This is a genomic window from Pseudomonas sp. OIL-1 (assembly GCF_010669185.1).
In the GTDB taxonomy this organism is placed as follows: Bacteria; Pseudomonadota; Gammaproteobacteria; order Pseudomonadales; family Pseudomonadaceae; genus Halopseudomonas; species Halopseudomonas profundi.
Map to the genome: position 1 here is coordinate 2,442,530 of NZ_CP048629.1, position 19,563 is coordinate 2,462,092.

Consider the following 19,563-nt stretch of genomic DNA (forward strand, 5'->3'; position numbering starts at 1 on the left):
TTTTTTGCCTGACGATCAGGACGCTTCGCTTACCAATAGTGCAAGCAGGGCGTTTTGCTGGCGACGGCTCATTTCGCGGAAGCGTAGCAGCAGTTCCTGTTCGGGATGGCTCAGCGACTCGAGCTGTTGATCGTTCAGGGCTTGCCGTGATGGCTGTTCTGGAAGCGTTGGCAGATCCAGCAAGCTGTGTTCGAGACGCGCGATAATTTCTGAATTCATGCTGCGGTGATGCTGCTTCGCGACCTCAGCTATACGGTCCCGCATGCCTTGCGGCAAACGTACGACGAATTTGTCTGCGGTCCTGCTGGTGTAGTGTTGGATTGCAGTTTTCATAAGGCAAGAATAATCGCTTTGTCTAGATATGGTCGATGGCGGCATCTGGAGCTGCGTGAATCTCCGTCAGGGTGATCGCCGGCTTTTTTTCAGGAGGAGCGGAACCCCCAATGTGATGCAGACAACAGATTGTGGTGCAATGCTCCTTTATACCGGGTTTTTTTAAATTTCCCACCTTTGCGACAAAAAAATGTCTTCAAGATGTGACGGGTTACAGACGTTGCGGATGAAACTGGCACTGAACTTGTTTTGGGAAGTGGCCAAGCTTGCGCTTGATCAGTTAATATGCCCGTCGATTTTGCACTCTTAAATCTGCGCTTGTAGCTCAGCTGGATAGAGCGACCGCCTCCTAAGCGGTAGGTCCCGGGTTCGAATCCCGGCTCGCGCACCATAACAAGATGCTGATTTCTGTGAACATTACTGTTCACGCTGCGCATCTGCCTTGCCAACCTTCCATTCGTTTGCAACCACCAGAATCGTGTTGCGGGAATTGCGATAAGCGCACAGTCGTCCGATAATCGCCTACCTAACAAAACACCCAGGTTTGATGATGTCTGACTCGCTCCCACCCAGATCACCCCTTGCGCCCCCGGCCTATGTGTCGCCTGCCAAACGCATCGCTGCGCTGAGTGGCGATCCGAATTTCATGACCTCCATGGCGCGGGGGCTGGCTGTAATCAATGCTTTCCAGGAACGCAAGCGGCATCTGACCATTGCGCAGATAAGCCACCGCACCGAGATACCCAGGGCTGCGGTGCGTCGCTGTCTGTATACATTGATGAAGCTGGGATACGCCACGACCGACGGGCGAACCTATTCGCTGCTGCCGAAAGTGCTGACTCTGGGTCATGCCTATCTGTCGTCCACGCCGCTTGCCGTTTCTGCGCAACCCTATCTGGACCACCTCAGCGAGCAGCTTCACGAGGCATGCAATCTGGCTACGCTTGAGGGCGATCAGGTGCTGTATATAGCGCGCTCGGCCATTCCGCAGCGATTGATCTCGGTGGACCTCAGCGTGGGTAGCCGTTTGCCCGCTTACTGTACGTCCATGGGGAGAGTGTTACTGGCTGCAATGGATGACGTCGAACTGACTGATTACCTGGCAAATGCCGAGCTGCAGCCCAAGACCAGTCGCACCCTTGCCACGCCAGAAGCGTTGTGGGAGTGCCTGCAACAGGTGCGACGCCAGGGCTGGTGCATGGTAGATCAGGAGTTGGAGCAGGGGCTGCGCTCGATCGCCGTGCCGGTTTTCGATTCGGCAGGTCATGTACTGGCAGCGATGAACGTCAGTACTCATGCCGGAAGAGTGCCTGCGGCTGATCTGGAAAGGAGAATTCTTCCGGTAATGCTGACAGCGAGCCAGGAGTTGAGCAGTCAGCTATTCAGCCCGATCTGACGGTGTCATTGATGTGAATCAACCCGACGGGCGTCTCTCGTTCGGCATTGAATGATTGTGTTCGATTATCGGCCATATGCGACTTTGGTTGAATGCACGGTAAGGCGTATAAGGCACACTATCTGGCATCGGTTCGGGCTTGCTGAGCGCTTGAGCTTGTTCCCATAGCCCTTAACCGGCTTCGGCAGCGCTTCCTATCTGCCGGAGCTGTATGCGATGGATCGCCTGGATTGCCATGGATAGCAATGGACGACTCGCCAGATATCGAGTCGAGCGCCTTCACATACAAGAGCAACCTTATTATGGAAAGTCGCCTGCTTGGTGAAACGAGTCGTGTGTTTGCTAACGCTGACCCGTATTGCGTCTCAGACTATGTAAACCAGCATGTCGGTCTGCATAGCATCCAGTTGCCCAGGCGCGGTCAACCGAACGCGGCACTCAGTCACCGTGAGTTCGGCAATCTCGATCTCTGTCGAATTCGGTATGGGGCGGGTGTGCACGTTACGTCGCCTGCCCTGGAAACCGTGTTTCACCTGCAGATTTTGCTCCAGGGTAATTGTCTGTGGCGTGGCAAGAGCGAGCAACACCATTTCAGACCGGGCGAGCTGCTGCTTATCAACCCCGATGACCCGGTGGACCTGACCTATTCTGATGATTGCGAGAAGTTCATCATCAAGGTCCCTGCGGCGTTTCTGGACAAGGCCTGCACCGAAAACAACTGGCGACGACCCGCAGAGGGGATACGTTTCGCTGCCCGGCACGACATGAACCAGCTGGACGGCTTCATCAATCTGCTGACGATGATCTGTCACGAAGCCGAGGGCGATCAGAGCATGCCCATGGTGCGTGAGCAGTACACGCGCATCGTCGCGTCGAAGCTGCTGGGGTTGCTGAGTAACAACGTCAGCCGGGAAGAGCTGAGCGAAAGCTGTCCGTCCTTCGAGCGGGTTGCCCAGTACATCGACGAAAACCTCAAGCAGGACATCAGTATCGACCAGCTGGCACAGGCGGTGCGCATCAGTCCGCGTTCGTTATATGCGCTGTTTGACCGTAACGCCGGTACAACGCCGAAGAATTATATTCGTGCCCGCAAGCTAGAGCGCGTAAGGGAGTGCCTGTGCGATCCGGCGGCCAGGGTGCGCAACGTCACAGAAGTCGCGCTGGACTACGGATTCATGCACCTTGGCCGTTTTTCCGAGAATTACAAAGGCGCTTTTGGCGAGCTTCCCTCTGAGACGCTGCGCCGCCGTTAAGAGTCTGATCGCTTCGTAACATACTGATATTAATAAAGTTTCTCTCTGTCCATGTATGCGACAGAGAGACGCTTTTTCGTGTCCGACATTCCCCTAGCGGCCCCGTTCATCCACTTTCTGCAGTCTGCAGAAAACGGATAGCTTCAGTGCAGAAAGCGGATATTGCCAGGCCCTGTTGCCACATAGTCTTCATCTTGTTGAAACAATAATGTGGAGCCTTGGCCATGACCTTGCGACCCGAATACTTTGATAGCCTGCTGGAAGACGATCACGAAAAGGGCACTTTTCGCTGCAAACGTGAAATCTTCACCAATCCTCGTCTGTTTGAATTGGAGATGAAGCACATCTTCGAGGGGAACTGGTTGTATCTCGCGCATGAGAGCCAGATTCCGGAGAAGAATGACTACTACACGACCTATATGGGCCGCCAGCCGATCTTCATCGCACGGAACAAGGACGGCGAGCTGAATGCGTTCATCAACGCTTGCAGTCACCGTGGCGCAATGCTGTGTCGCTACAAGAGCGGCAACAAGTCGACCTATACCTGTCCCTTCCACGGCTGGACCTTCAATAACTCCGGCAAGCTGCTGAAGGTCAAGGATCCCAAGGAAGCGGGCTACCCGGACAGCTTCAACTGCGAAGGCTCGCATGATCTGAAGAAGGTCGCGCGGTTTGAATCCTACCGCGGATTCCTGTTTGGCAGCCTGCGTGAAGACGTTGCATCGCTGGACGAATTCCTCGGCGAATCGAAAAAAATCATCGATATGGTCGTCGACCAGTCGCCTGATGGCCTCGAAGTGCTGCGCGGTGCGTCCACCTATGTCTACGAAGGCAACTGGAAGTTGCAGGCGGAAAACGGTGCCGATGGTTACCACGTCAGCGCGGTGCACTGGAATTACGCTGCCACCCAGAACCAGCGCAAGCTGCGCGAAGCGGGCGACGACGTGCGTGCCATGAGTGCTGGTGGCTGGGGCAAGAAGGGCGGTGGTTTCTATTCCTTCGAGAACGGCCATCTGCTGCTCTGGACGCGCTGGGACAATCCTGAAGACCGTCCGCTCTACAGCCGCCGGGAAGAAATGATCGAGGAGTTCGGCCAGGCCCGTACTGACTGGATGATCGAGAATTCCCGCAACCTGTGCCTGTATCCCAACCTGTATCTGATGGACCAGTTCGGTTCGCAACTGCGTGTTGCCCGGCCGATTTCGGTCGACAAGACCGAGGTCACCATCTACTGCATCGCTCCCCGCGGCGAAAGCGCCGAAGCGCGCTCACGCCGTATCCGCCAGTACGAAGATTTCTTCAACGTCAGCGGCATGGCGACACCGGACGATCTGGAAGAATTCCGCGCGTGCCAGGAAGGTTACAAGGGCGCTGCGGCGGAATGGAACGACATGTCCCGCGGCGCCAAGCACTGGATCGACGGCGCGGACGAAGGCGCGGCTGAGATCGGTCTGGAACCCATCATGAGCGGCGCGCGCAGTGAAGACGAAGGCCTGTTCGTGCTGCAACACAAGTTCTGGCAGGAGTCGATGAAGCGGGCAGCCGAGAAAGAACAGGACCAACTGATCCACGTGGAGGGTGCGTGATGACAATTTCCTACGAAACAGCGCGTGACTTCCTGTACCGCGAAGCGCGCTACCTGGATGACAAGGACTGGGATAACTGGCTTGAGCTCTATGCCTCTGACGCCACCTTCTGGATGCCTGCCTGGGACGATAAGGACCGTCTGACCGAGAATCCGCAGACCGAGATTTCGCTGATCTGGTACGGCAATCGCAGCGGACTTGAAGACCGCGTGTTCCGTATCCGTACTGATCGCTCCAGCGCCACGATGCCGGACACCCGCACCTCACACAACATCAACAATCTCGAGCTGCTCGAGCAGGCTGATGGACTGTGCAAGCTGCGCTTCAACTGGCACACCCTGAGTTTCCGTTACAAGACTGTCGATCATTTCTACGGGACCAGCTTCTACACCCTTGATGTGCGTGGTGAGCAGCCGCTGATCAAGGCCAAGAAAGTAGTGCTGAAGAACGATTACATCCGCCAGATGATCGACGTCTACCATCTCTGAGGGCATTGTCATGACCCACATGATCGCATTGAATTTTGAAGACGGCGTCACCCGCTTCATCGATACCAACCCCGGCGAAACCGTTGCCGACGCAGCCTATCGCCAAGGTATCAACGTGCCGCTGGACTGCCGCGATGGCGCCTGCGGTGCCTGCAAGTGCAAGGCTGAATCCGGCAGCTACGACCTCGGCGAGGAATACATCGAGGACGCGCTGAGCGAAGACGAAGCCGAGCAGGGCTACGTACTGACCTGCCAGATGGTCGCCGAGAGCGATTGCGTCATCAGCGTTCCGGCGTCCAGCGAGGTGTGCAAGACCACCCAGGTCAGCATCGAGGCAGCCATCAGTGATATCCGCCAGCTGTCCGAAAGCACCATTGCGCTGTCGCTCAAGGGTGAAGCGCTGCATCGTTTGGCGTTCCTGCCGGGCCAGTACGTGAACCTGCAGGTCCCGGGCAGCGATCAGACTCGCGCCTATTCCTTCAGCTCCATGCCGCGCGAGGGCGAGGTCAGTTTTCTGATTCGCAACGTGCCGGGCGGGTTGATGAGCAGCTTCCTCACAGGCATGGCCAAGGCCGGCGATACGCTGAGCCTGGCGGGACCGCTGGGCAGCTTCTATCTGCGCGACATCAAGCGTCCGCTGTTGTTGCTGGCCGGTGGTACCGGTCTGGCGCCCTTCACTGCGATGCTCGACAAGATTGCTGCCCAGGGCAGTGAGCATCCGCTGCATCTGATCTACGGCGTGTCGCAGGATCATGACCTGGTGGAAATGGAGAAACTCGACGACTTTGCCGAGCGCATCCCCAATTTTACCTACAGCACCTGTGTATCCAGCCCGGATACCGCGCACCCGCTGAAGGGCTACGTCACCCAGCATATCGAGCCGAAACACCTGAACGATGGGGAAGTGGACGTCTACCTGTGCGGTCCGCCGGCAATGGTCGAATCCGTCAGCCAGCACCTGCGTGAGCAGGGCCTCGAGCCTGTGAATTTCTTCTACGAGAAGTTTGCTGCCAGCGCCTGATCAGTTCAGGCGCTAGCCCCTTCACATACAGGACCTCTGACATGACACAACGTTTTTGCAACAAGGTCGCAGTCATCACGGGTGCGGCGCAGGGCATCGGCCGGCGCGTCGCTGAGCGCATGGCTGCAGAAGGAGGCCAGCTGGTGCTGGTTGACCGTTCGGAGCTGGTGCATGAGCTGTCCATCGAGCTCGGCGCGCAGGGAGCCGAAGTGCTGACCCTGACCGCCGACCTCGAACAGTTTGCTGACTGCAATCAGGTGATGAAGGCTGCCGTCGAGCGCTTCGGTCGTCTGGATATCCTGATCAATAACGTCGGCGGCACCATCTGGGCCAAGCCCTTCGAGCACTATCAGGAGCATGAAATCGAAGCCGAAGTGCGGCGTTCATTGTTCCCCACGCTCTGGTGCTGCCACGCCGCATTACCGCAAATGCTGGAGCAGGGTAGCGGTGCCATCGTCAACGTTTCGTCCGTGGCGACCCGTGGCGTAAACCGCGTGCCCTATGGCGCGGCCAAGGGTGGCGTCAATGCGCTGACCGCTTGCCTTGCGCTGGAAACAGCTGACCGCGGTGTGCGCGTGAACGCCACCGCGCCGGGCGGTACCGAAGCGCCTCCGCGCCGTATTCCGCGCAACACCGCCGAGCAGAGCGAGCAGGAAAAGATCTGGTATCAGCAGATCGTCGACCAGACCGTCGACAGTAGCCTGATGAAACGCTACGGCACCATCGACGAGCAGGCTGGCGCGATTCTATTCCTGGCCTCCGATGATGCCACCTACATCACCGGTGTAACCCTGCCGGTGGCGGGCGGCGATCTCGGCTGAATGCAGGCTGCGATAGATAGCAGAAAAGCGTCACCTCGAACTATAAAAACAAGAGAGACAAAGCCATGCGGAAAATTGATGTACACGATGTGATCGACAATGCGCGCTTCAATCGCTTCCATTGGATGCTGCTGTTCTGGTGCGCGCTGATCATTGTTTTTGATGGGTATGACCTGGTTATTTATGGCGTCGTGCTGCCAGTACTGATGGAAGAGTGGGGCCTGACCCCGTTGCAGGCTGGCGCGCTTGGTAGCTATGCGTTGTTTGGGATGATGTTCGGTGCGTTGATTTTCGGCACCCTGGCCGATCGCATCGGCCGCAAGAAGGCCATCGCAATCTGCGTGGTGTTGTTCAGTGGCTTTACGGTGCTGAACGGCTTCGCGCGTAATCCGACCGAATTCGGCATCGCGCGCTTTATCGCGGGGCTGGGGATTGGCGGGGTGATGCCGAACGTCGTCGCGCTGATGAATGAATATGCGCCAAAAAAGATCCGCAGCACGCTGGTGGCGATCATGTTCAGTGGCTACTCGGTGGGCGGCATGTTATCGGCCGGGCTGGGCATGGTACTGATCCCACAGTTTGGCTGGTCATCGGTGTTCTTCGTGGCGGGTATCCCGTTGTTGTTGCTGCCGCTGGTGCTGCTGATGTTGCCCGAGTCGGCCGGTTTCATGCTGCGCAACGGGCGCGATGAGGAAGCACGGGCGGTGCTCAAGCGGGTGAACCCCGAATATGACCTGGCTGTAGGTGAACTGCAGATGGGCTCGGAAATCAAGACCGCAGGCGCTCCAGTGGTGCAGCTGTTTACCGAAGGCCGGATGCTGCGCACCCTGGCCCTGTGGGTGGCGTTCTTCTGCTGCCTGTTGATGGTTTACGCGCTCAGTTCGTGGTTGCCCAAGTTGATGGCCAGCGCCGGTTATAGCCTGGGGTCCAGTCTGTCGTTCCTGCTGGTACTGAATATCGGCGCGATCATCGGGGCGGTCGGCGGCGGCATCATGGGTGACAGGCTCAACCTGCCGCGCGTGCTGGCTGGCTTCTTCGTCGCGGCAGCGGCATCACTGACGCTACTTGGATTCAACAGCCCGATGCCGGTGCTGTATGGGCTGATCGCCATTGCCGGGGCGACCACCATTGGCTCGCAGATTCTGCTGTATGCCTGCGCAGCACAGTTCTATGACATGAATATCCGTTCGACAGGCCTTGGATGGGCCTCCGGAATCGGCCGCAACGGCGCGATCGTCGGACCCCTGCTGGGTGGTGCACTGATGGGTATCGCTTTGCCGTTGCAATACAACTTCATGGCCTTTGCCCTGCCGGGGGCGATCGCCGCTATCGCAATGATGGCATTCGCCATCAGCAGCGAGCGCGGTGCGCGTGCCGAGCCGGTGGCAGTTGCCTGAAACCAACAGTAAGCAAGAGAACCGGAAAGCTATGAACCAAGTACTGATCGAGAGTATCGAGACGGTTATCGTCGATCTGCCGACCATCCGCCCGCACAAGCTGGCGATGCATACCATGCAGAACCAGACGCTGGTGATCGTCCGCCTGCGCTGTTCAGATGGCATTGAAGGTCTGGGTGAGTCCACCACGATTGGCGGCTTGGCCTATGGCAATGAAAGTCCGGAAAGCATCAAGCAGAACATCGACAGCCATTTCGCGCCGCTGCTGGTTGGGCAGGACGCCTCCAATATCAACGCCGCCATGCTGCGTCTGGACAAGGCCATCACCGGCAACACCTTCGCCAAGTCCGGTATCGAAAGCGCTTTGCTTGATGCCCAGGGCAAGCGGCTCGGGCTGCCGGTCAGTGAGCTGCTGGGTGGCCGCGTACGTGAGGGGCTGGAAGTGGCCTGGACACTGGCCAGTGGTGATACCGCCAAGGACATCGCCGAAGCCGAGCAGATGCTCGACATTCGCCGCCATCGCATCTTCAAGCTGAAGATTGGTGCCAACGAGGTCAATCAGGACCTGCGCCACGTGATTGCAATCAAGCAGGCGCTGGGCGACCGCGCCAGCGTGCGGGTCGATGTCAACCAGTACTGGGACGAGTCGGTGGCGATACGCGCCTGCCAGGTGCTGGGCGATAACGGTATCGATCTGATCGAGCAGCCGATTGCGCGAATCAACCGCAGTGGGCAGATCCGCCTGAACCAGCGCAGCCCTGCGCCCATCATGGCTGATGAATCCATCGAGAGTGTTGAGGATGCCTTCAGTCTGGCAGCCGACGGCGCCGCCAGTATTTTTGCTCTGAAGATCGCCAAGAACGGCGGGCCGCGCGCGGTGCTGCGCACGGCACAGATTGCCGAGGCTGCCGGTATCTCGCTGTATGGCGGAACCATGCTGGAAGGCTCGGTGGGCACCATGGCTGCCGCGCATGCATTCGTCACGCTGAACAAGCTGACCTGGCACACCGAGCTGTTCGGTCCGCTGCTACTGACCGAGGAGATTGTCGTGGAGGCGCCGGTGTACCGCGAGTTCCAGCTTGAAGTGCCGCGTAATCCGGGCCTCGGCCTGACCCTGGACGAAGAGCGTTTGGCGTTCTTCCGCCGTAAGTAAGAATTTGTTGAGGAAAAAAATATGCTTTTTCACGTAAAGATGACTGTCAACCTTCCGGTCGATATGGACCCGGCGCAAGCCGCAAGGCTCAAGGCCGACGAAAAGGCCCTGGCCCAAGGACTGATGCGCGAAGGCAAGTGGCGTCACCTGTGGCGCATTGCCGGTTTCTATGCCAACTACAGCGTGTTCGATGTAGCCAGTGTAGAGGAGCTGCACGACACGCTGATGAGCTTGCCGCTTTACCCCTACATGGATATCGAGGTCGACGGATTGTGCCGTCACCCCTCATCTATCCGTGACGATGACCGCTGATTTCCATTAAAACAAAGAGGTAATACCATGTCCGTGACAATCACACAGAACACTGAAATCCAGAAATTCCTCGAAGAAGCCAGCGGCTTCGGTAACGAGCAGGGCAACCCGCGCGTCAAGGCGTTGGTGCATCGTATCCTGCAGGACACCGCCAGGATCATCGAAGACCTGGAGGTAACCCAGGACGAATTCTGGACTGCTGTCGATTATGTCAACCGCCTGGGCGCCAGTGGCGAAGCCGGATTGCTGGTCGCTGGTCTGGGTGTGGAGCATTTCATCGATCTATTGGAGGATGCCAAGGACGAGCAGGCCGGCCTGACCGGCGGCACGCCGCGCACCATTGAGGGCCCGCTGTATGTTGCTGGCGCGCCGATCTGCCAGGGCGAAGCTGTCATGTTCGAAGGCGAAGAGCAGGGCACGCCGCTGTTTCTCTCCGGTCGGGTGATCGACATTGACGGCCAGCCCATTGCCGGCGCCACCGTGGACCTGTGGCATGCCAACGAGCAGGGCAACTATTCCTACTTCGACAAGAGTCAGCCGGAATACAACCTGCGCCGCCGGATCATTACCGATGCCGAAGGCTACTACCGCGCCCGCACCATCGTGCCATCCGGATATGGCTGCTCGCCTGAAGGTCCGACTCAGGAAGTCCTCGATCAGCTGGGTCGTCACGGTCAACGCCCGGCGCACGTGCACTTCTTCATCTCGGCTCCCGGGTATCGTCACCTGACTACCCAGTTCAACTTTGCCGGCGATGAACATCTGTGGGACGACTTTGCCTACGCAACCCGTGAAGGTCTGATCGCCGATATTCAGTTCGTTGAAGATGCTGCCGCGGCAAGCGAGCGGGGCGTCGAAGGTCGCTTTGCAACCATCGATTTCGACTTCCAGCTGCAGTCCGCGCCAGCGGCCGATGCTGAACAGCGCAGTGCACGCCCGCGCGCTTTGCAGGATGCCTGATTCGAGCCGGGCATCAGCCCGCTCGGTGTTCTGGCGCTGATTCACAAGATTGGCGTCTTTCTCCGGACAAGCCTGCGATACCCTTCGCAGGTTCTGGCCGGAGCCTGGTCAGGATCTGCTGCCTGCGACGCAGCTGCAGCAGACCCCAGCGTTACTCCCTCCCTGATCCTGTGACGAGATTCCATGAAAGCTCTGGTTAAGGATTTTTCTCTGTCAGCCGCGGTGGCTGGCCTGATCGCCACCATCATTTCCTACGCAGGCCCCCTGGTTATTGTGTTCCAGGCAGCGGAAAGCGCAGGAATGTCCCATGCCGTACTGTCATCCTGGGTCTGGGCCATATCCATCGGCAGTGCTGTGCTCGGTATTGGCTTGAGCCTGCGTTACAGGGTACCGGTGATCATCGCCTGGTCAGCGCCGGGCTCGGCGCTTCTGGTTTCGCTGCTGCCTGAGGTCAGTCTCAACGAAGCGGTGGGCGCCTATATCGTCGCTTCGGTGATCATTTTCATTGTCGGGGTAACCGGCGCCTTCGACCGGATCATCAGCAAGCTGCCAGCAGCCATTGCTGCGGGAATGCTGGCGGGGATCCTGTTTCGCTTTGGCACAGGGCTATTCGTATCGCTGGAGTCGCGGCCGGTTCTGGTGCTGGCAATGTTTGTCACCTATCTGATGGGCAAGCGCCTGATGCCACGCTATGCGGTCATGGCTGTGCTGGTGGTCGGTTGTCTGATTGCCTTGGTCAGCGGTGATCTGCGCCAGGATGCACTGGTAATCGGACTGGCGGTACCGGTCTGGATTACGCCTGAATTCAGTCTTTCTGCTGTACTGAACATTGCGCTGCCATTGGTGATGGTTGCGTTGACCGGGCAGTTTGTGCCTGGTATCGCCGTGATGCGTGCTTCGGGATATGCGACCCCCGCGAGTCCGATCATCAGTAGTAGTGCTGTGGGCTCGTTGTTGCTGGCGCCGTTTGGCTGCCACGGTCTGACCCTGGCGGCGATTACTGCCGCGATCTGCACCGGGCCCGAAGCGCACCCTGATCCGAAGCGGCGTTACGTAGCGGGTGTGGTCGGCGGGCTCACCTATCTGGTGCTCGGGCTGTTTGGCGCCACGCTGGTCTCGCTGTTCACTGCTTTTCCAGCTGAGCTGATTGCCGCGCTTGCCGGTCTCGCGCTGTTTGCCGCCATCGCCGGTGCACTTACCGGCGCCATGGCTGTACCGAGTGACCGGGAGGCAGCGCTCATCACCTTTCTGGTGACGGCGTCCGGCATGTCATTCCTCGGCCTGTCCGCCGCGTTCTGGGGGCTGATTTTCGGCGTAGCGGCTCACCTGCTGCTGAGCCTGCGCCGGCCTGCACCGGACCAGCACGTTGCGGAGCAGGAACCCGCTCGCTGATCTATGCAGGGCCGGGTTCCATCCCGGCCAGCGTACTGTTCAACGACGCTTCCGGTCGAGGTGAAACTTGATCCTCCACAGCGCTGCGTTTTGCTTCGGGCAGCACTATCGGTGCTGCCGGGGGGCGAGTCCGATCGCGGCCCGTGATACTCGAGCTTCCCGCGTCGGGGCTCATCTCCGTTTGGCTGCCTCTCAACGCGGGAACTGTTGCGTTCGATAATCGAACGTTAATCCGATAATCGGATTGTTTGCAGGACTGCATCAGCATAAGGTAGAACTCACGCCACCCCTGTAGGTGGCTCCCCTCATTCAGTCGAGAGCTATACCGATGTCCAAGATCATTTCCCTTGCCGAAGCGATTGACCGCTACGTCAACGATGGCGACAGCATCGCCCTCGAAGGTTTTACCCATCTCATTCCGACCGCTGCGTCGCACGAGATCATCCGTCAGAACAAGCAGGACCTGACCCTGATCCGCATGACGCCCGATCTGGTGTACGACCTGCTGATCGGCGCGGGCTGTGCCAAGAAGCTGATTTTCTCCTGGGGCGGCAACCCGGGCGTCGGATCCCTGCATCGTCTGCGTGACGCGGTCGAGAAGGGCTGGCCCAAGCCGCTGGAAATTGAAGAGCACAGCCATGCTGATCTGGCCAACGCCTACATTGCCGGCGCCTCGAATCTACCCTTTGCCGTTCTGCGCGCCTATGCGGGATCGGATTTGCCCAAGGTCAATCCGCTGATCAAGAGCGTGACCTGTCCGTTCACCGGCGAAGAGCTGGCTGCAGTACCTTCGGTGCGCCCCGACGTCACTGTGATTCATGCGCAGAAGGCTGACCGCAAGGGCAACGTATTGCTCTGGGGCATCCTTGGCGTGCAGAAAGAAGCCGCGCTGGCAGCCAAGCGCTGCATCGTCACCGTCGAGGAAATCGTCGACGACCTGCAAGCACCAATGAACGCCTGCGTACTGCCGCAGTGGGCGCTGACCGCTGTGTGCCACGTACCCGGCGGCGCGCACCCATCCTATGCGCTGGGTTATACCGAGCGGGATAACCGCTTCTACCAGAGCTGGGATCCGATCGCCCGCGACCGTGAAACCTTCTCCGCCTGGATTGATGAATACATCCGTGGCACCGCTGATTTCGGCGAGTTTCAGGCCAAGCTTGCCGCACCGCAGGAGGGCAAATAATGACTGCCTACAACACCAATGAAATGATGACCGTGGCCGCCTCGCGTCGCCTGAAGAATGGCGCCGTGTGTTTTGTCGGCATCGGCCTGCCATCCAAAGCCGCCAACCTGGCGCGGTTGACCACCTCCCCTGACGTAGTGCTGATTTACGAATCCGGCCCGATTGGCTGCAAGCCCAGCGTATTGCCGCTCTCGATCGGTGATGGCGAGTTGGCAGAAACGGCTGATACCGTCGTGCCCACCGGCGAAATTTTCCGTTACTGGCTGCAAGGTGGGCGTATCGACGTTGGCTTTCTCGGTGCGGCGCAGGTTGATCGCTTTGGCAACATCAACACCACGGTGATCGGGGACTACAACCAGCCCAAGGTTCGCCTGCCGGGCGCGGGTGGCGCTCCGGAAATTGCCGGCAGCGCTAAAGAAGTGCTGATTATCCTCAAACAGTCGCATCGCACCTTTGTCGACAAGTTGTCCTTCATCACCTCGGTTGGCCACGGCGAAGGTGGCGATCATCGCAAACGGCTGGGTCTGCCCGGCGCTGGCCCGATGGGGATCATCACCGATCTGTGCATCATGGAGCCCGAGGAGGGCACCCGGGAATTCGTAGTCACTTCGCTGCATCCCGGTATTACTCGCGAGCAAGTCGTCGAAAACACCGGCTGGAAGATTCGTTTTGCCGATAACGTTGCCGAGACTGAAGCGCCCAAGCCCGAAGAGCTGGAAGCGCTGCGTGCTCTGGAAGCCCGCACCGCTGCTGCCCACGGTCAGGCCGGAGGTGAAGAATGAGCCGCGACGTTTTTATCTGTGACGCGATACGCACACCCATCGGCCGCTTCGGTGGCGGGCTGTCTGCCGTCCGTGCAGATGACCTGGCCGCTGCGCCGTTAAAAGCGCTGCTTGAGCGCAATCTGTCGCTGGACCCTGCTCAGGTGGATGAAGTGTTCATGGGCTGCGCCAACCAGGCGGGCGAAGATAATCGTAACGTCGCGCGCATGGCCCTGTTGCTGGCTGGCCTGCCGGAGAGCGTTCCCGGTATCACGCTGAACCGCCTGTGCGCTTCGGGGATGGATGCAGTGGGCGCTGCCTTCCGCGCGATCGCCAGTGGTGAGATGGAGCTGGCTTTTGCAGGGGGCGTCGAATCGATGTCCCGCGCGCCCTATGTCATGGGCAAGGCCGATACGGCCTTTGGCCGTGGCCAGAAACTCGAGGACACCACCATTGGCTGGCGCTTCATCAACCCGTTGATGAAAGAGCAGTACGGTGTGGATTCCATGCCGCAGACCGCCGATAACGTCGCTGCGGATTACGGGATTTCCCGCGAAGACCAGGACGCCTTCGCACTGCGTAGCCAGCAACGTGCGGGTGCGGCGCAGGAAGCCGGATTTTTTGCCGACGAAATCGTGCCTGTCACCATCAAGGGCCGCAAGGGCGACACGGTGGTTGAGCAGGATGAGCATCTGCGTCCGCAGACTACGGCCGAAGCGCTGGCCAAACTCAAACCGGTCAATGGTCCGAACAAGACGGTTACCGCTGGCAATGCCTCTGGCGTGAACGACGGCGCGGCCGCGCTGATCTTGGCCAGCGCCGAAGCTGTCAAGCAACATGGCCTGACGCCGCGTGCACGGGTGCTGGGCATGGCCAGTGCCGGCGTAGCGCCGCGTGTGATGGGCTACGGGCCGGTACCCGCCGTGCGCAAGCTGCTGCAACGTCTGGAGCTTCAGATAACCGATTTCGATGTGGTCGAGTTGAACGAAGCCTTTGCCAGTCAGGGGTTGGCAGTCCTGCGCGATCTGAGCCTGGCTGACGATGCGCCGCAGGTTAACCCCAATGGCGGCGCCATTGCCCTGGGTCATCCTCTGGGCATGAGTGGCGCGCGCCTGGTGCTGACGGCAGTGCATCAGCTGGAAAAATCAGGCGGCCGTCGCGGTCTGGCGACCATGTGTGTGGGTGTCGGACAGGGCGCCGCGTTTGCGCTTGAACGCATCTGATCTCATTTGAATCGAAAGCTCTATCGCCCCGGACCCTCTTGTTCAGCGTCCGGGGCGTTTTACGTTCGGGCTGCTGTATCTGGCGGCTTGATAGAGTCTGAATACTATCCTTTCACCTTGTAGAGGGAGTCTCCTATGTCTTTTGTAGAAACTGCCAACGGCACCATGCATTACCAGCTTGAAGGTCCGGCCGGTGCGCCGGTTCTGGTGCTGAGCAATTCCCTGGGAACCGACCTGGGTATGTGGGATACGCAAATGCCCGCCTTCGCCAAGGACCTGCAGGTGCTGCGCTACGACACCCGCGGCCACGGCAAGTCTGTGGTCAGTGAAGGCTTTTACAATATCGAGCAGCTTGGACAGGACGTGCTGGCGCTGCTGGATACACTGGAAATCGAGCGCGCCTCGTTCTGCGGTCTCTCGATGGGCGGCCTGATCGGCCAATGGCTTGGCATCAACGCCGGTCAGCGCCTCGACAAGCTGATCCTGTGCAATACCGCCGCCAAGATCGCCAATGACGACTTATGGAACGGGCGTATCGATACGGTGCTCAAGGGCAGGGAACAGGCCATGCGTGAGCTGCGTGATGGTTCTGTTGCGCGGTGGTTCACTCCCAATTACGTTGAGTCCAATCCGCAGACCGTTGAGCGTATTACCCAGATGCTGGCTGCGACGTCGCCCGAAGGCTACGCAGGCAACTGTGCGGCAGTCAGGGACGCCGATTTCCGCGGCCAGCTGGAATCAATCAAGGTGCCTACCCTGATTGTTGCCGGTACGGGCGATGAGGTCACCACCCCAGAGCACGCACGCTATATGCAGGCTTCGATCGAAGGTGCCGAGCTGGTTGAGTTCAACGCGGCGCATTTGTCCAATGTTCAGATGGGCGATGAGTTCACCCGCAGGGTGTTGGCGTTCCTGAAGAAATAAGCGACTTATTCATTACTCTGTGCGCAGAGTTAGCGGCCGGCAGGGCACCGGTCGCTGCTACCTTCATCGCATTGCTATCCGCTGAAATGGCATGCGCGCAGCCAGGCTTCGGTTGCTGGCGGACAGGGCGCCACCGGCTTCGTCAGAAAATTGTACCCCAGGCTCAAAGGGGACTATCTTCACTGCGGTACTGTCAGTAAGCTGCGCGGTTTTTCCGACCTGTCAGCTCCCGAATGCGACTCGTCAGATTCGGCATCTGCAACCTCAGCGTCAACCAAACCTGTTAAAGCTATTGGGCATAGCTCATGCGTCCGGGAACTCCCGGGCGATTGAGGCTATCCTCAATAGCAATTGAATCACCTGCCTGTTAATCAGATTGTACCTGGAGTATTAATGCCCAAAGCCCTTACTGCCTTCTCCTCCCTGTATTTCGCTACCTTGTTGATGCTCCTGGGCAGCGGCCTGCTGAGTACGTATATCGGCTTGAGTCTGTCTGCGCGCGGAGTGAGCGAGATATGGATTGGTGCGTTGATGACCTGTTACTACGTGGGCCTGGTTGGTGGCGCCTCGGTGGGCCATCGTTTGATTGCGAGGGTAGGGCATATACGTGCGTTCGTGGCCAGCGCTGGCGTAGTGACCGCCTCGGTGCTGGGGCATGCGCTGTCGGAAAGCGTTCAGTTGTGGTTGTTCCTGCGGGTCCTGGTCGGCATGGCGATGATGTGTCAGTACATGGTTCTGGAAAGCTGGCTCAACGAGCAGGCTGAATCCCACCAGCGCGGAACGGTGTTCGCCGGTTATATGGTGGTAACCTTCCTGGGTTTGATGCTCGGTCAGTTTGTGTTCACCCTGATGCCGGAGCTGAACATTCGCCATATCCTGTTCGTCGCCATGTGTTTCTCTCTATGCCTGGTGCCAGTCGCGGTAACCAAGAGCTTGCACCCGGCCCCCCTGCACCCCGCACCGTTGCGCATCGGTTTCTTTTTACGTCGCATCCCGTTGGCACTGGCAACTGTTGCCGTATCGGGTTTGTTACTGGGCTCGTTCTACGGGATGGCGCCGGTATACGCCTCAGGCGTTGGGCTGGAGACGTCTCAGGTCGGTGTGTTCATGGCTGTGGCGATTGGCGCGGGGCTATTGGCGCAGTGGCCGGTTGGCTGGATGTCTGACCGCCTTGATCGCAGCCAGATGATTCAGCTCAACGCCATTATCCTTACTGGCGTCACCCTGGTGATGGGGCTGGCAGTGGTCCCAGGCTATGCATTGCTGATACTGACGGGGTTGTTCGGCATGCTGGCGTTCACCCTGTACCCGCTTGCGGTGGCGCTGGCCAACGACCACGTCGGGCCGGAAGAACGGGTGTTGCTGTCGGCGATGCTGTTAATCACCTTCGGGCTCGGCGCCAGCGCCGGCCCCTTGCTCAGTTCGGCGCTGATGAAAGTCGGCGGCCCGGGAATGCTCTATGTGTTCATGGCGATATCCAGCATGTTTCTCGTTATCAACGTACGCCCGAGCCGTGTCACGGGAGAGCACCTGCAGGCCGAGCCGAGTCATTACATGCCTGCGGCGGGTAACCTGGCGAGCTCGCCACTTTCCGCAGCGCTTGATCCGCGTGTTGATGAGCAGTTTGTCGAGGATCATATGCGGGACGAGACTGATAGCTATCCAAGCACAGCGGACCTTGATGCCGACCAGGAAGACCATCGACCGGGGTGATCTGATCCGGGCGCACTGCTGGTCCTGCGGTGGGCATGCTTTTCGGGCGTGTCGAAGAGGTTTGATACTGTCGTAGACATCGGCGTAGCGCCGGCGCGCTACACCCCCAAGGGGCGCCGAACTGGCACGCGCTTCGGGCACGTTCGGGCGTGTTCACGGGTTCTGATGCCGCTGCAAATATCAACTGTAGCGCAGGCGCACTCCTGGGGTTGGTGAGCGCCTGCTCGCCGACAGGGTCAGGGGCCCTGCAAATCGTGCCATAGCACAAGCGCGCCACACCCTCGAGGTGGGATGCCTTCGGCTACATCAGAACAGGTCGTCGCGCTTTTCCAGGCGGCGTGCTTCACGCTGCAGGTAGTTGACGAAGCGGTCCACCTGCCGCTGAGCCTGAGGGCCGGGCTGTCGAAATCTGAGACCGACATAGGATTCATCCCGGTTTTCGTCATACGACACGTGGCGGACTTCGACCGCAATATCCAGTGTTCCGGTCTCAGGCAGATAGAGCTGGCAGGCCTCGATGACGGCGCCCGGGTGTAGCGTCCGAGTCTGGTCTGAAGCAAGGAGCGCCTTGCACCCGGTAGCTGAGATATCGAACAGGTGGCCGCTCAGTTGAATTTTATCGCTTTCCAGCGTCACACCTGTTTCCAATGTCCGTTGGACCATGGCTCGGAATGCGCCACGCTTCTGGTGATAGATAAGCTGTCCAGGGAGGGCGGCGCAGTAAGCGGGTGCCCCTTCCAGAATAACTCGCTGCGCTGCGGAGCAATGCCAGCGCAGGTGAACGCCTTCATGCCAGGCATCAATCCGAAATGACTCACCTTCTGTGATGTACCGATCGCCTTCCTTCGGGACCAGTTCATCTATCCAGAGTTGATGGTTTGCCGGGTCGACTGCAACGATGAAACTCTGGAATTTCTGGCTACGTTCGGGAAAGCTGACGATCAGCTGATCGCGCGATTGCAGCAAAGTCTTCAGCAGTGCATTGATCTCGACGGGCGAGCGGACTTCCCTGGGTGGCTGCGGGCCGGTTTCTGGCACTAATAAGCTGGACACTGGAGAATCTCGACAATAGGCATGGCAAGGGAAGCATTGTATAGCATGCTGGCTATGGGCTACCCACTCCTTATGCGCCTTGTTGCTGGCTAACCTGGTCTCGCCGTGGCGGGACCCTAAGCCTTGATTATTGGCCGCTGCGAATGGCTGCGCGTAGCGAGGCCCTGGCGGTCGTAAACAGCCTGGCTTGATTCGCCCTGGTTGCGCAACAGATCAAGCAGATGGCTGTTGGCATGCTGGCTGTGGCGTACCAGCCGCGCGTTGCGCAGATTGGCATCGCGGCAACGGGTCAGGTGCTGTCTGAGCGACTGGTAGCTTTCGATCAACTCCATCTGACCAAGCGGCTCCAGAAAAGCTTCCATGGTTTGCTCGGGTATTTTGCCCAGCTGACGCGCCTGATCGTTGATCTGCTGGTCATGGCTGTTCAGCGCAGACACCAGAGGAGCCTTGCTGGTGAGCAGCGACTCAAGCGTAACCATGTCGTTCTGTATCAGCGCCTGCTGTTCTCTGTCGAGCAGTTCGACGAACTGTTCGCAGTCACTGACGGCCTGATCAAATAGCTGCTTGAGCGTCATCTACGTCTCCACCGAC

19 protein-coding genes and 1 tRNA gene are annotated in these 19,563 nt (G+C 58.9%); 17 read left to right on the forward strand and 3 right to left on the reverse strand.

The genetic code is table 11. From position 1 onward, the window contains the following. Positions 1-15 precede the first annotated feature (15 nt). Positions 16-333 (reverse strand): Arc family DNA-binding protein, encoded by a 318-nt coding sequence (locus G3M63_RS11395; RefSeq protein WP_150300416.1) that lies wholly within the window; start codon positions 331-333, stop codon positions 16-18. A gap of 314 nt (positions 334-647) precedes the next feature. On the opposite strand from G3M63_RS11395, the gene G3M63_RS11400 reads away from it, so the two are divergent. The 17 genes from G3M63_RS11400 (at position 648) to G3M63_RS11480 (ending at position 17,919) form a co-directional block, all read left to right on the forward strand. Further along, a tRNA-Arg gene (locus G3M63_RS11400) sits at positions 648-724 on the forward strand. A gap of 159 nt (positions 725-883) precedes the next feature. Next, positions 884-1,729: an IclR family transcriptional regulator gene (locus G3M63_RS11405; protein ID WP_163983162.1), complete on the forward strand. Its 846-nt coding sequence runs from the start codon at positions 884-886 to the stop codon at positions 1,727-1,729. Positions 1,730-2,031: 302 nt separating this feature from the next. Then, positions 2,032-2,982 carry an AraC family transcriptional regulator gene (locus tag G3M63_RS11410; protein WP_163984250.1) on the forward strand — a complete coding sequence of 317 codons (951 nt, stop codon included), beginning with the start codon at positions 2,032-2,034 and terminating at the stop codon, positions 2,980-2,982. 224 nt (positions 2,983-3,206) lie between these two features. Then, positions 3,207-4,568 (forward strand): benzoate 1,2-dioxygenase large subunit, encoded by a 1,362-nt coding sequence (gene benA / locus G3M63_RS11415; protein ID WP_163983164.1) that lies wholly within the window; start codon positions 3,207-3,209, stop codon positions 4,566-4,568. Then, positions 4,568-5,056, forward strand: a complete 489-nt coding sequence (gene benB / locus G3M63_RS11420) for a benzoate 1,2-dioxygenase small subunit (protein ID WP_163983165.1) — start codon at positions 4,568-4,570, stop codon at positions 5,054-5,056. The genes benA and benB overlap by 1 nt, the downstream gene beginning before the upstream one ends. Before the next feature lie 10 nt (positions 5,057-5,066). Then, positions 5,067-6,077: a benzoate 1,2-dioxygenase electron transfer component BenC gene (benC, locus tag G3M63_RS11425; protein ID WP_163983167.1), complete on the forward strand. Its 1,011-nt coding sequence runs from the start codon at positions 5,067-5,069 to the stop codon at positions 6,075-6,077. A 41-nt stretch (positions 6,078-6,118) separates the two neighbouring features. After that, entirely contained in the window at positions 6,119-6,898 is a 780-nt protein-coding gene (locus tag G3M63_RS11430; protein WP_163983169.1) for a 1,6-dihydroxycyclohexa-2,4-diene-1-carboxylate dehydrogenase, read from the forward strand. 65 nt (positions 6,899-6,963) lie between these two features. Next, the gene (locus G3M63_RS11435; protein ID WP_163983171.1) at positions 6,964-8,295 is read left to right on the forward strand and encodes an aromatic acid/H+ symport family MFS transporter; all 1,332 of its coding nucleotides are present in this window, start codon (positions 6,964-6,966) and stop codon (positions 8,293-8,295) included. A gap of 31 nt (positions 8,296-8,326) precedes the next feature. Further along, positions 8,327-9,448: a muconate cycloisomerase family protein gene (locus G3M63_RS11440; RefSeq protein ID WP_163983173.1), complete on the forward strand. Its 1,122-nt coding sequence runs from the start codon at positions 8,327-8,329 to the stop codon at positions 9,446-9,448. 21 nt (positions 9,449-9,469) lie between these two features. Continuing rightward, complete coding sequence (gene catC, locus G3M63_RS11445) at positions 9,470-9,760, forward strand: muconolactone Delta-isomerase (protein WP_163983175.1); 291 nt, start codon at positions 9,470-9,472, stop codon at positions 9,758-9,760. A gap of 27 nt (positions 9,761-9,787) precedes the next feature. Next, positions 9,788-10,720, forward strand: coding sequence for a catechol 1,2-dioxygenase (gene catA, locus G3M63_RS11450; protein WP_163983177.1), 933 nt, complete (start codon positions 9,788-9,790; stop codon positions 10,718-10,720). 183 nt (positions 10,721-10,903) lie between these two features. After that, a complete protein-coding gene (locus tag G3M63_RS11455; protein WP_163983179.1) occupies positions 10,904-12,112 on the forward strand; it encodes a benzoate/H(+) symporter BenE family transporter in 1,209 nt (402 codons plus the stop codon). Between the two features lie 328 nt (positions 12,113-12,440). Then, on the forward strand, positions 12,441-13,298 hold the full coding sequence (locus G3M63_RS11460) for a CoA transferase subunit A (protein WP_163983181.1): 858 nt from the start codon (positions 12,441-12,443) through the stop codon (positions 13,296-13,298). Further along, positions 13,298-14,080, forward strand: a complete 783-nt coding sequence (locus G3M63_RS11465; protein WP_163983183.1) for a CoA-transferase subunit beta — start codon at positions 13,298-13,300, stop codon at positions 14,078-14,080. Before G3M63_RS11460 ends, G3M63_RS11465 begins: the two co-directional genes overlap by 1 nt. After that, complete coding sequence (gene pcaF / locus G3M63_RS11470) at positions 14,077-15,282, forward strand: 3-oxoadipyl-CoA thiolase (RefSeq protein WP_163983185.1); 1,206 nt, start codon at positions 14,077-14,079, stop codon at positions 15,280-15,282. Before G3M63_RS11465 ends, pcaF begins: the two co-directional genes overlap by 4 nt. A 135-nt stretch (positions 15,283-15,417) precedes the next feature. Further along, positions 15,418-16,206, forward strand: coding sequence for a 3-oxoadipate enol-lactonase (pcaD, locus tag G3M63_RS11475; RefSeq protein ID WP_163983187.1), 789 nt, complete (start codon positions 15,418-15,420; stop codon positions 16,204-16,206). Positions 16,207-16,599: 393 nt separating this feature from the next. Next, positions 16,600-17,919, forward strand: coding sequence for an MFS transporter (locus G3M63_RS11480; RefSeq protein WP_150300401.1), 1,320 nt, complete (start codon positions 16,600-16,602; stop codon positions 17,917-17,919). 306 nt (positions 17,920-18,225) lie between these two features. Here G3M63_RS11480 and G3M63_RS11485 read toward each other — a convergent pair whose 3' ends face one another. Both G3M63_RS11485 and G3M63_RS11490 read right to left on the reverse strand, forming a co-directional pair. Beyond that, positions 18,226-18,972 carry a flagellar brake protein gene (locus G3M63_RS11485; RefSeq protein WP_163983189.1) on the reverse strand — a complete coding sequence of 249 codons (747 nt, stop codon included), beginning with the start codon at positions 18,970-18,972 and terminating at the stop codon, positions 18,226-18,228. A 116-nt stretch (positions 18,973-19,088) separates the two neighbouring features. Continuing rightward, the gene (locus G3M63_RS11490; RefSeq protein ID WP_163983191.1) at positions 19,089-19,547 is read right to left on the reverse strand and encodes a flagella synthesis protein FlgN; all 459 of its coding nucleotides are present in this window, start codon (positions 19,545-19,547) and stop codon (positions 19,089-19,091) included. Between the last annotated feature and the right edge of the window lie 16 nt (positions 19,548-19,563).

Coding starts and splice junctions, on each gene's coding strand:
- catC (WP_163983175.1), top strand. CDS start 9,470: ATGCTTTTTCACGTAAAGATGACTGTCAACCTTCCGGTCGATATGGAC.
- G3M63_RS11490 (WP_163983191.1), bottom strand. CDS start 19,547: ATGACGCTCAAGCAGCTATTTGATCAGGCCGTCAGTGACTGCGAACAG.
- pcaF (WP_163983185.1), top strand. CDS start 14,077: ATGAGCCGCGACGTTTTTATCTGTGACGCGATACGCACACCCATCGGC.
- G3M63_RS11480 (WP_150300401.1), top strand. CDS start 16,600: ATGCCCAAAGCCCTTACTGCCTTCTCCTCCCTGTATTTCGCTACCTTG.
- catA (WP_163983177.1), top strand. CDS start 9,788: ATGTCCGTGACAATCACACAGAACACTGAAATCCAGAAATTCCTCGAA.
- G3M63_RS11435 (WP_163983171.1), top strand. CDS start 6,964: ATGCGGAAAATTGATGTACACGATGTGATCGACAATGCGCGCTTCAAT.
- benA (WP_163983164.1), top strand. CDS start 3,207: ATGACCTTGCGACCCGAATACTTTGATAGCCTGCTGGAAGACGATCAC.
- G3M63_RS11410 (WP_163984250.1), top strand. CDS start 2,032: ATGGAAAGTCGCCTGCTTGGTGAAACGAGTCGTGTGTTTGCTAACGCT.
- benB (WP_163983165.1), top strand. CDS start 4,568: ATGACAATTTCCTACGAAACAGCGCGTGACTTCCTGTACCGCGAAGCG.
- G3M63_RS11460 (WP_163983181.1), top strand. CDS start 12,441: ATGTCCAAGATCATTTCCCTTGCCGAAGCGATTGACCGCTACGTCAAC.
- pcaD (WP_163983187.1), top strand. CDS start 15,418: ATGTCTTTTGTAGAAACTGCCAACGGCACCATGCATTACCAGCTTGAA.
- G3M63_RS11455 (WP_163983179.1), top strand. CDS start 10,904: ATGAAAGCTCTGGTTAAGGATTTTTCTCTGTCAGCCGCGGTGGCTGGC.
- benC (WP_163983167.1), top strand. CDS start 5,067: ATGACCCACATGATCGCATTGAATTTTGAAGACGGCGTCACCCGCTTC.
- G3M63_RS11430 (WP_163983169.1), top strand. CDS start 6,119: ATGACACAACGTTTTTGCAACAAGGTCGCAGTCATCACGGGTGCGGCG.
- G3M63_RS11440 (WP_163983173.1), top strand. CDS start 8,327: ATGAACCAAGTACTGATCGAGAGTATCGAGACGGTTATCGTCGATCTG.
- G3M63_RS11465 (WP_163983183.1), top strand. CDS start 13,298: ATGACTGCCTACAACACCAATGAAATGATGACCGTGGCCGCCTCGCGT.
- G3M63_RS11395 (WP_150300416.1), bottom strand. CDS start 333: ATGAAAACTGCAATCCAACACTACACCAGCAGGACCGCAGACAAATTC.
- G3M63_RS11405 (WP_163983162.1), top strand. CDS start 884: ATGTCTGACTCGCTCCCACCCAGATCACCCCTTGCGCCCCCGGCCTAT.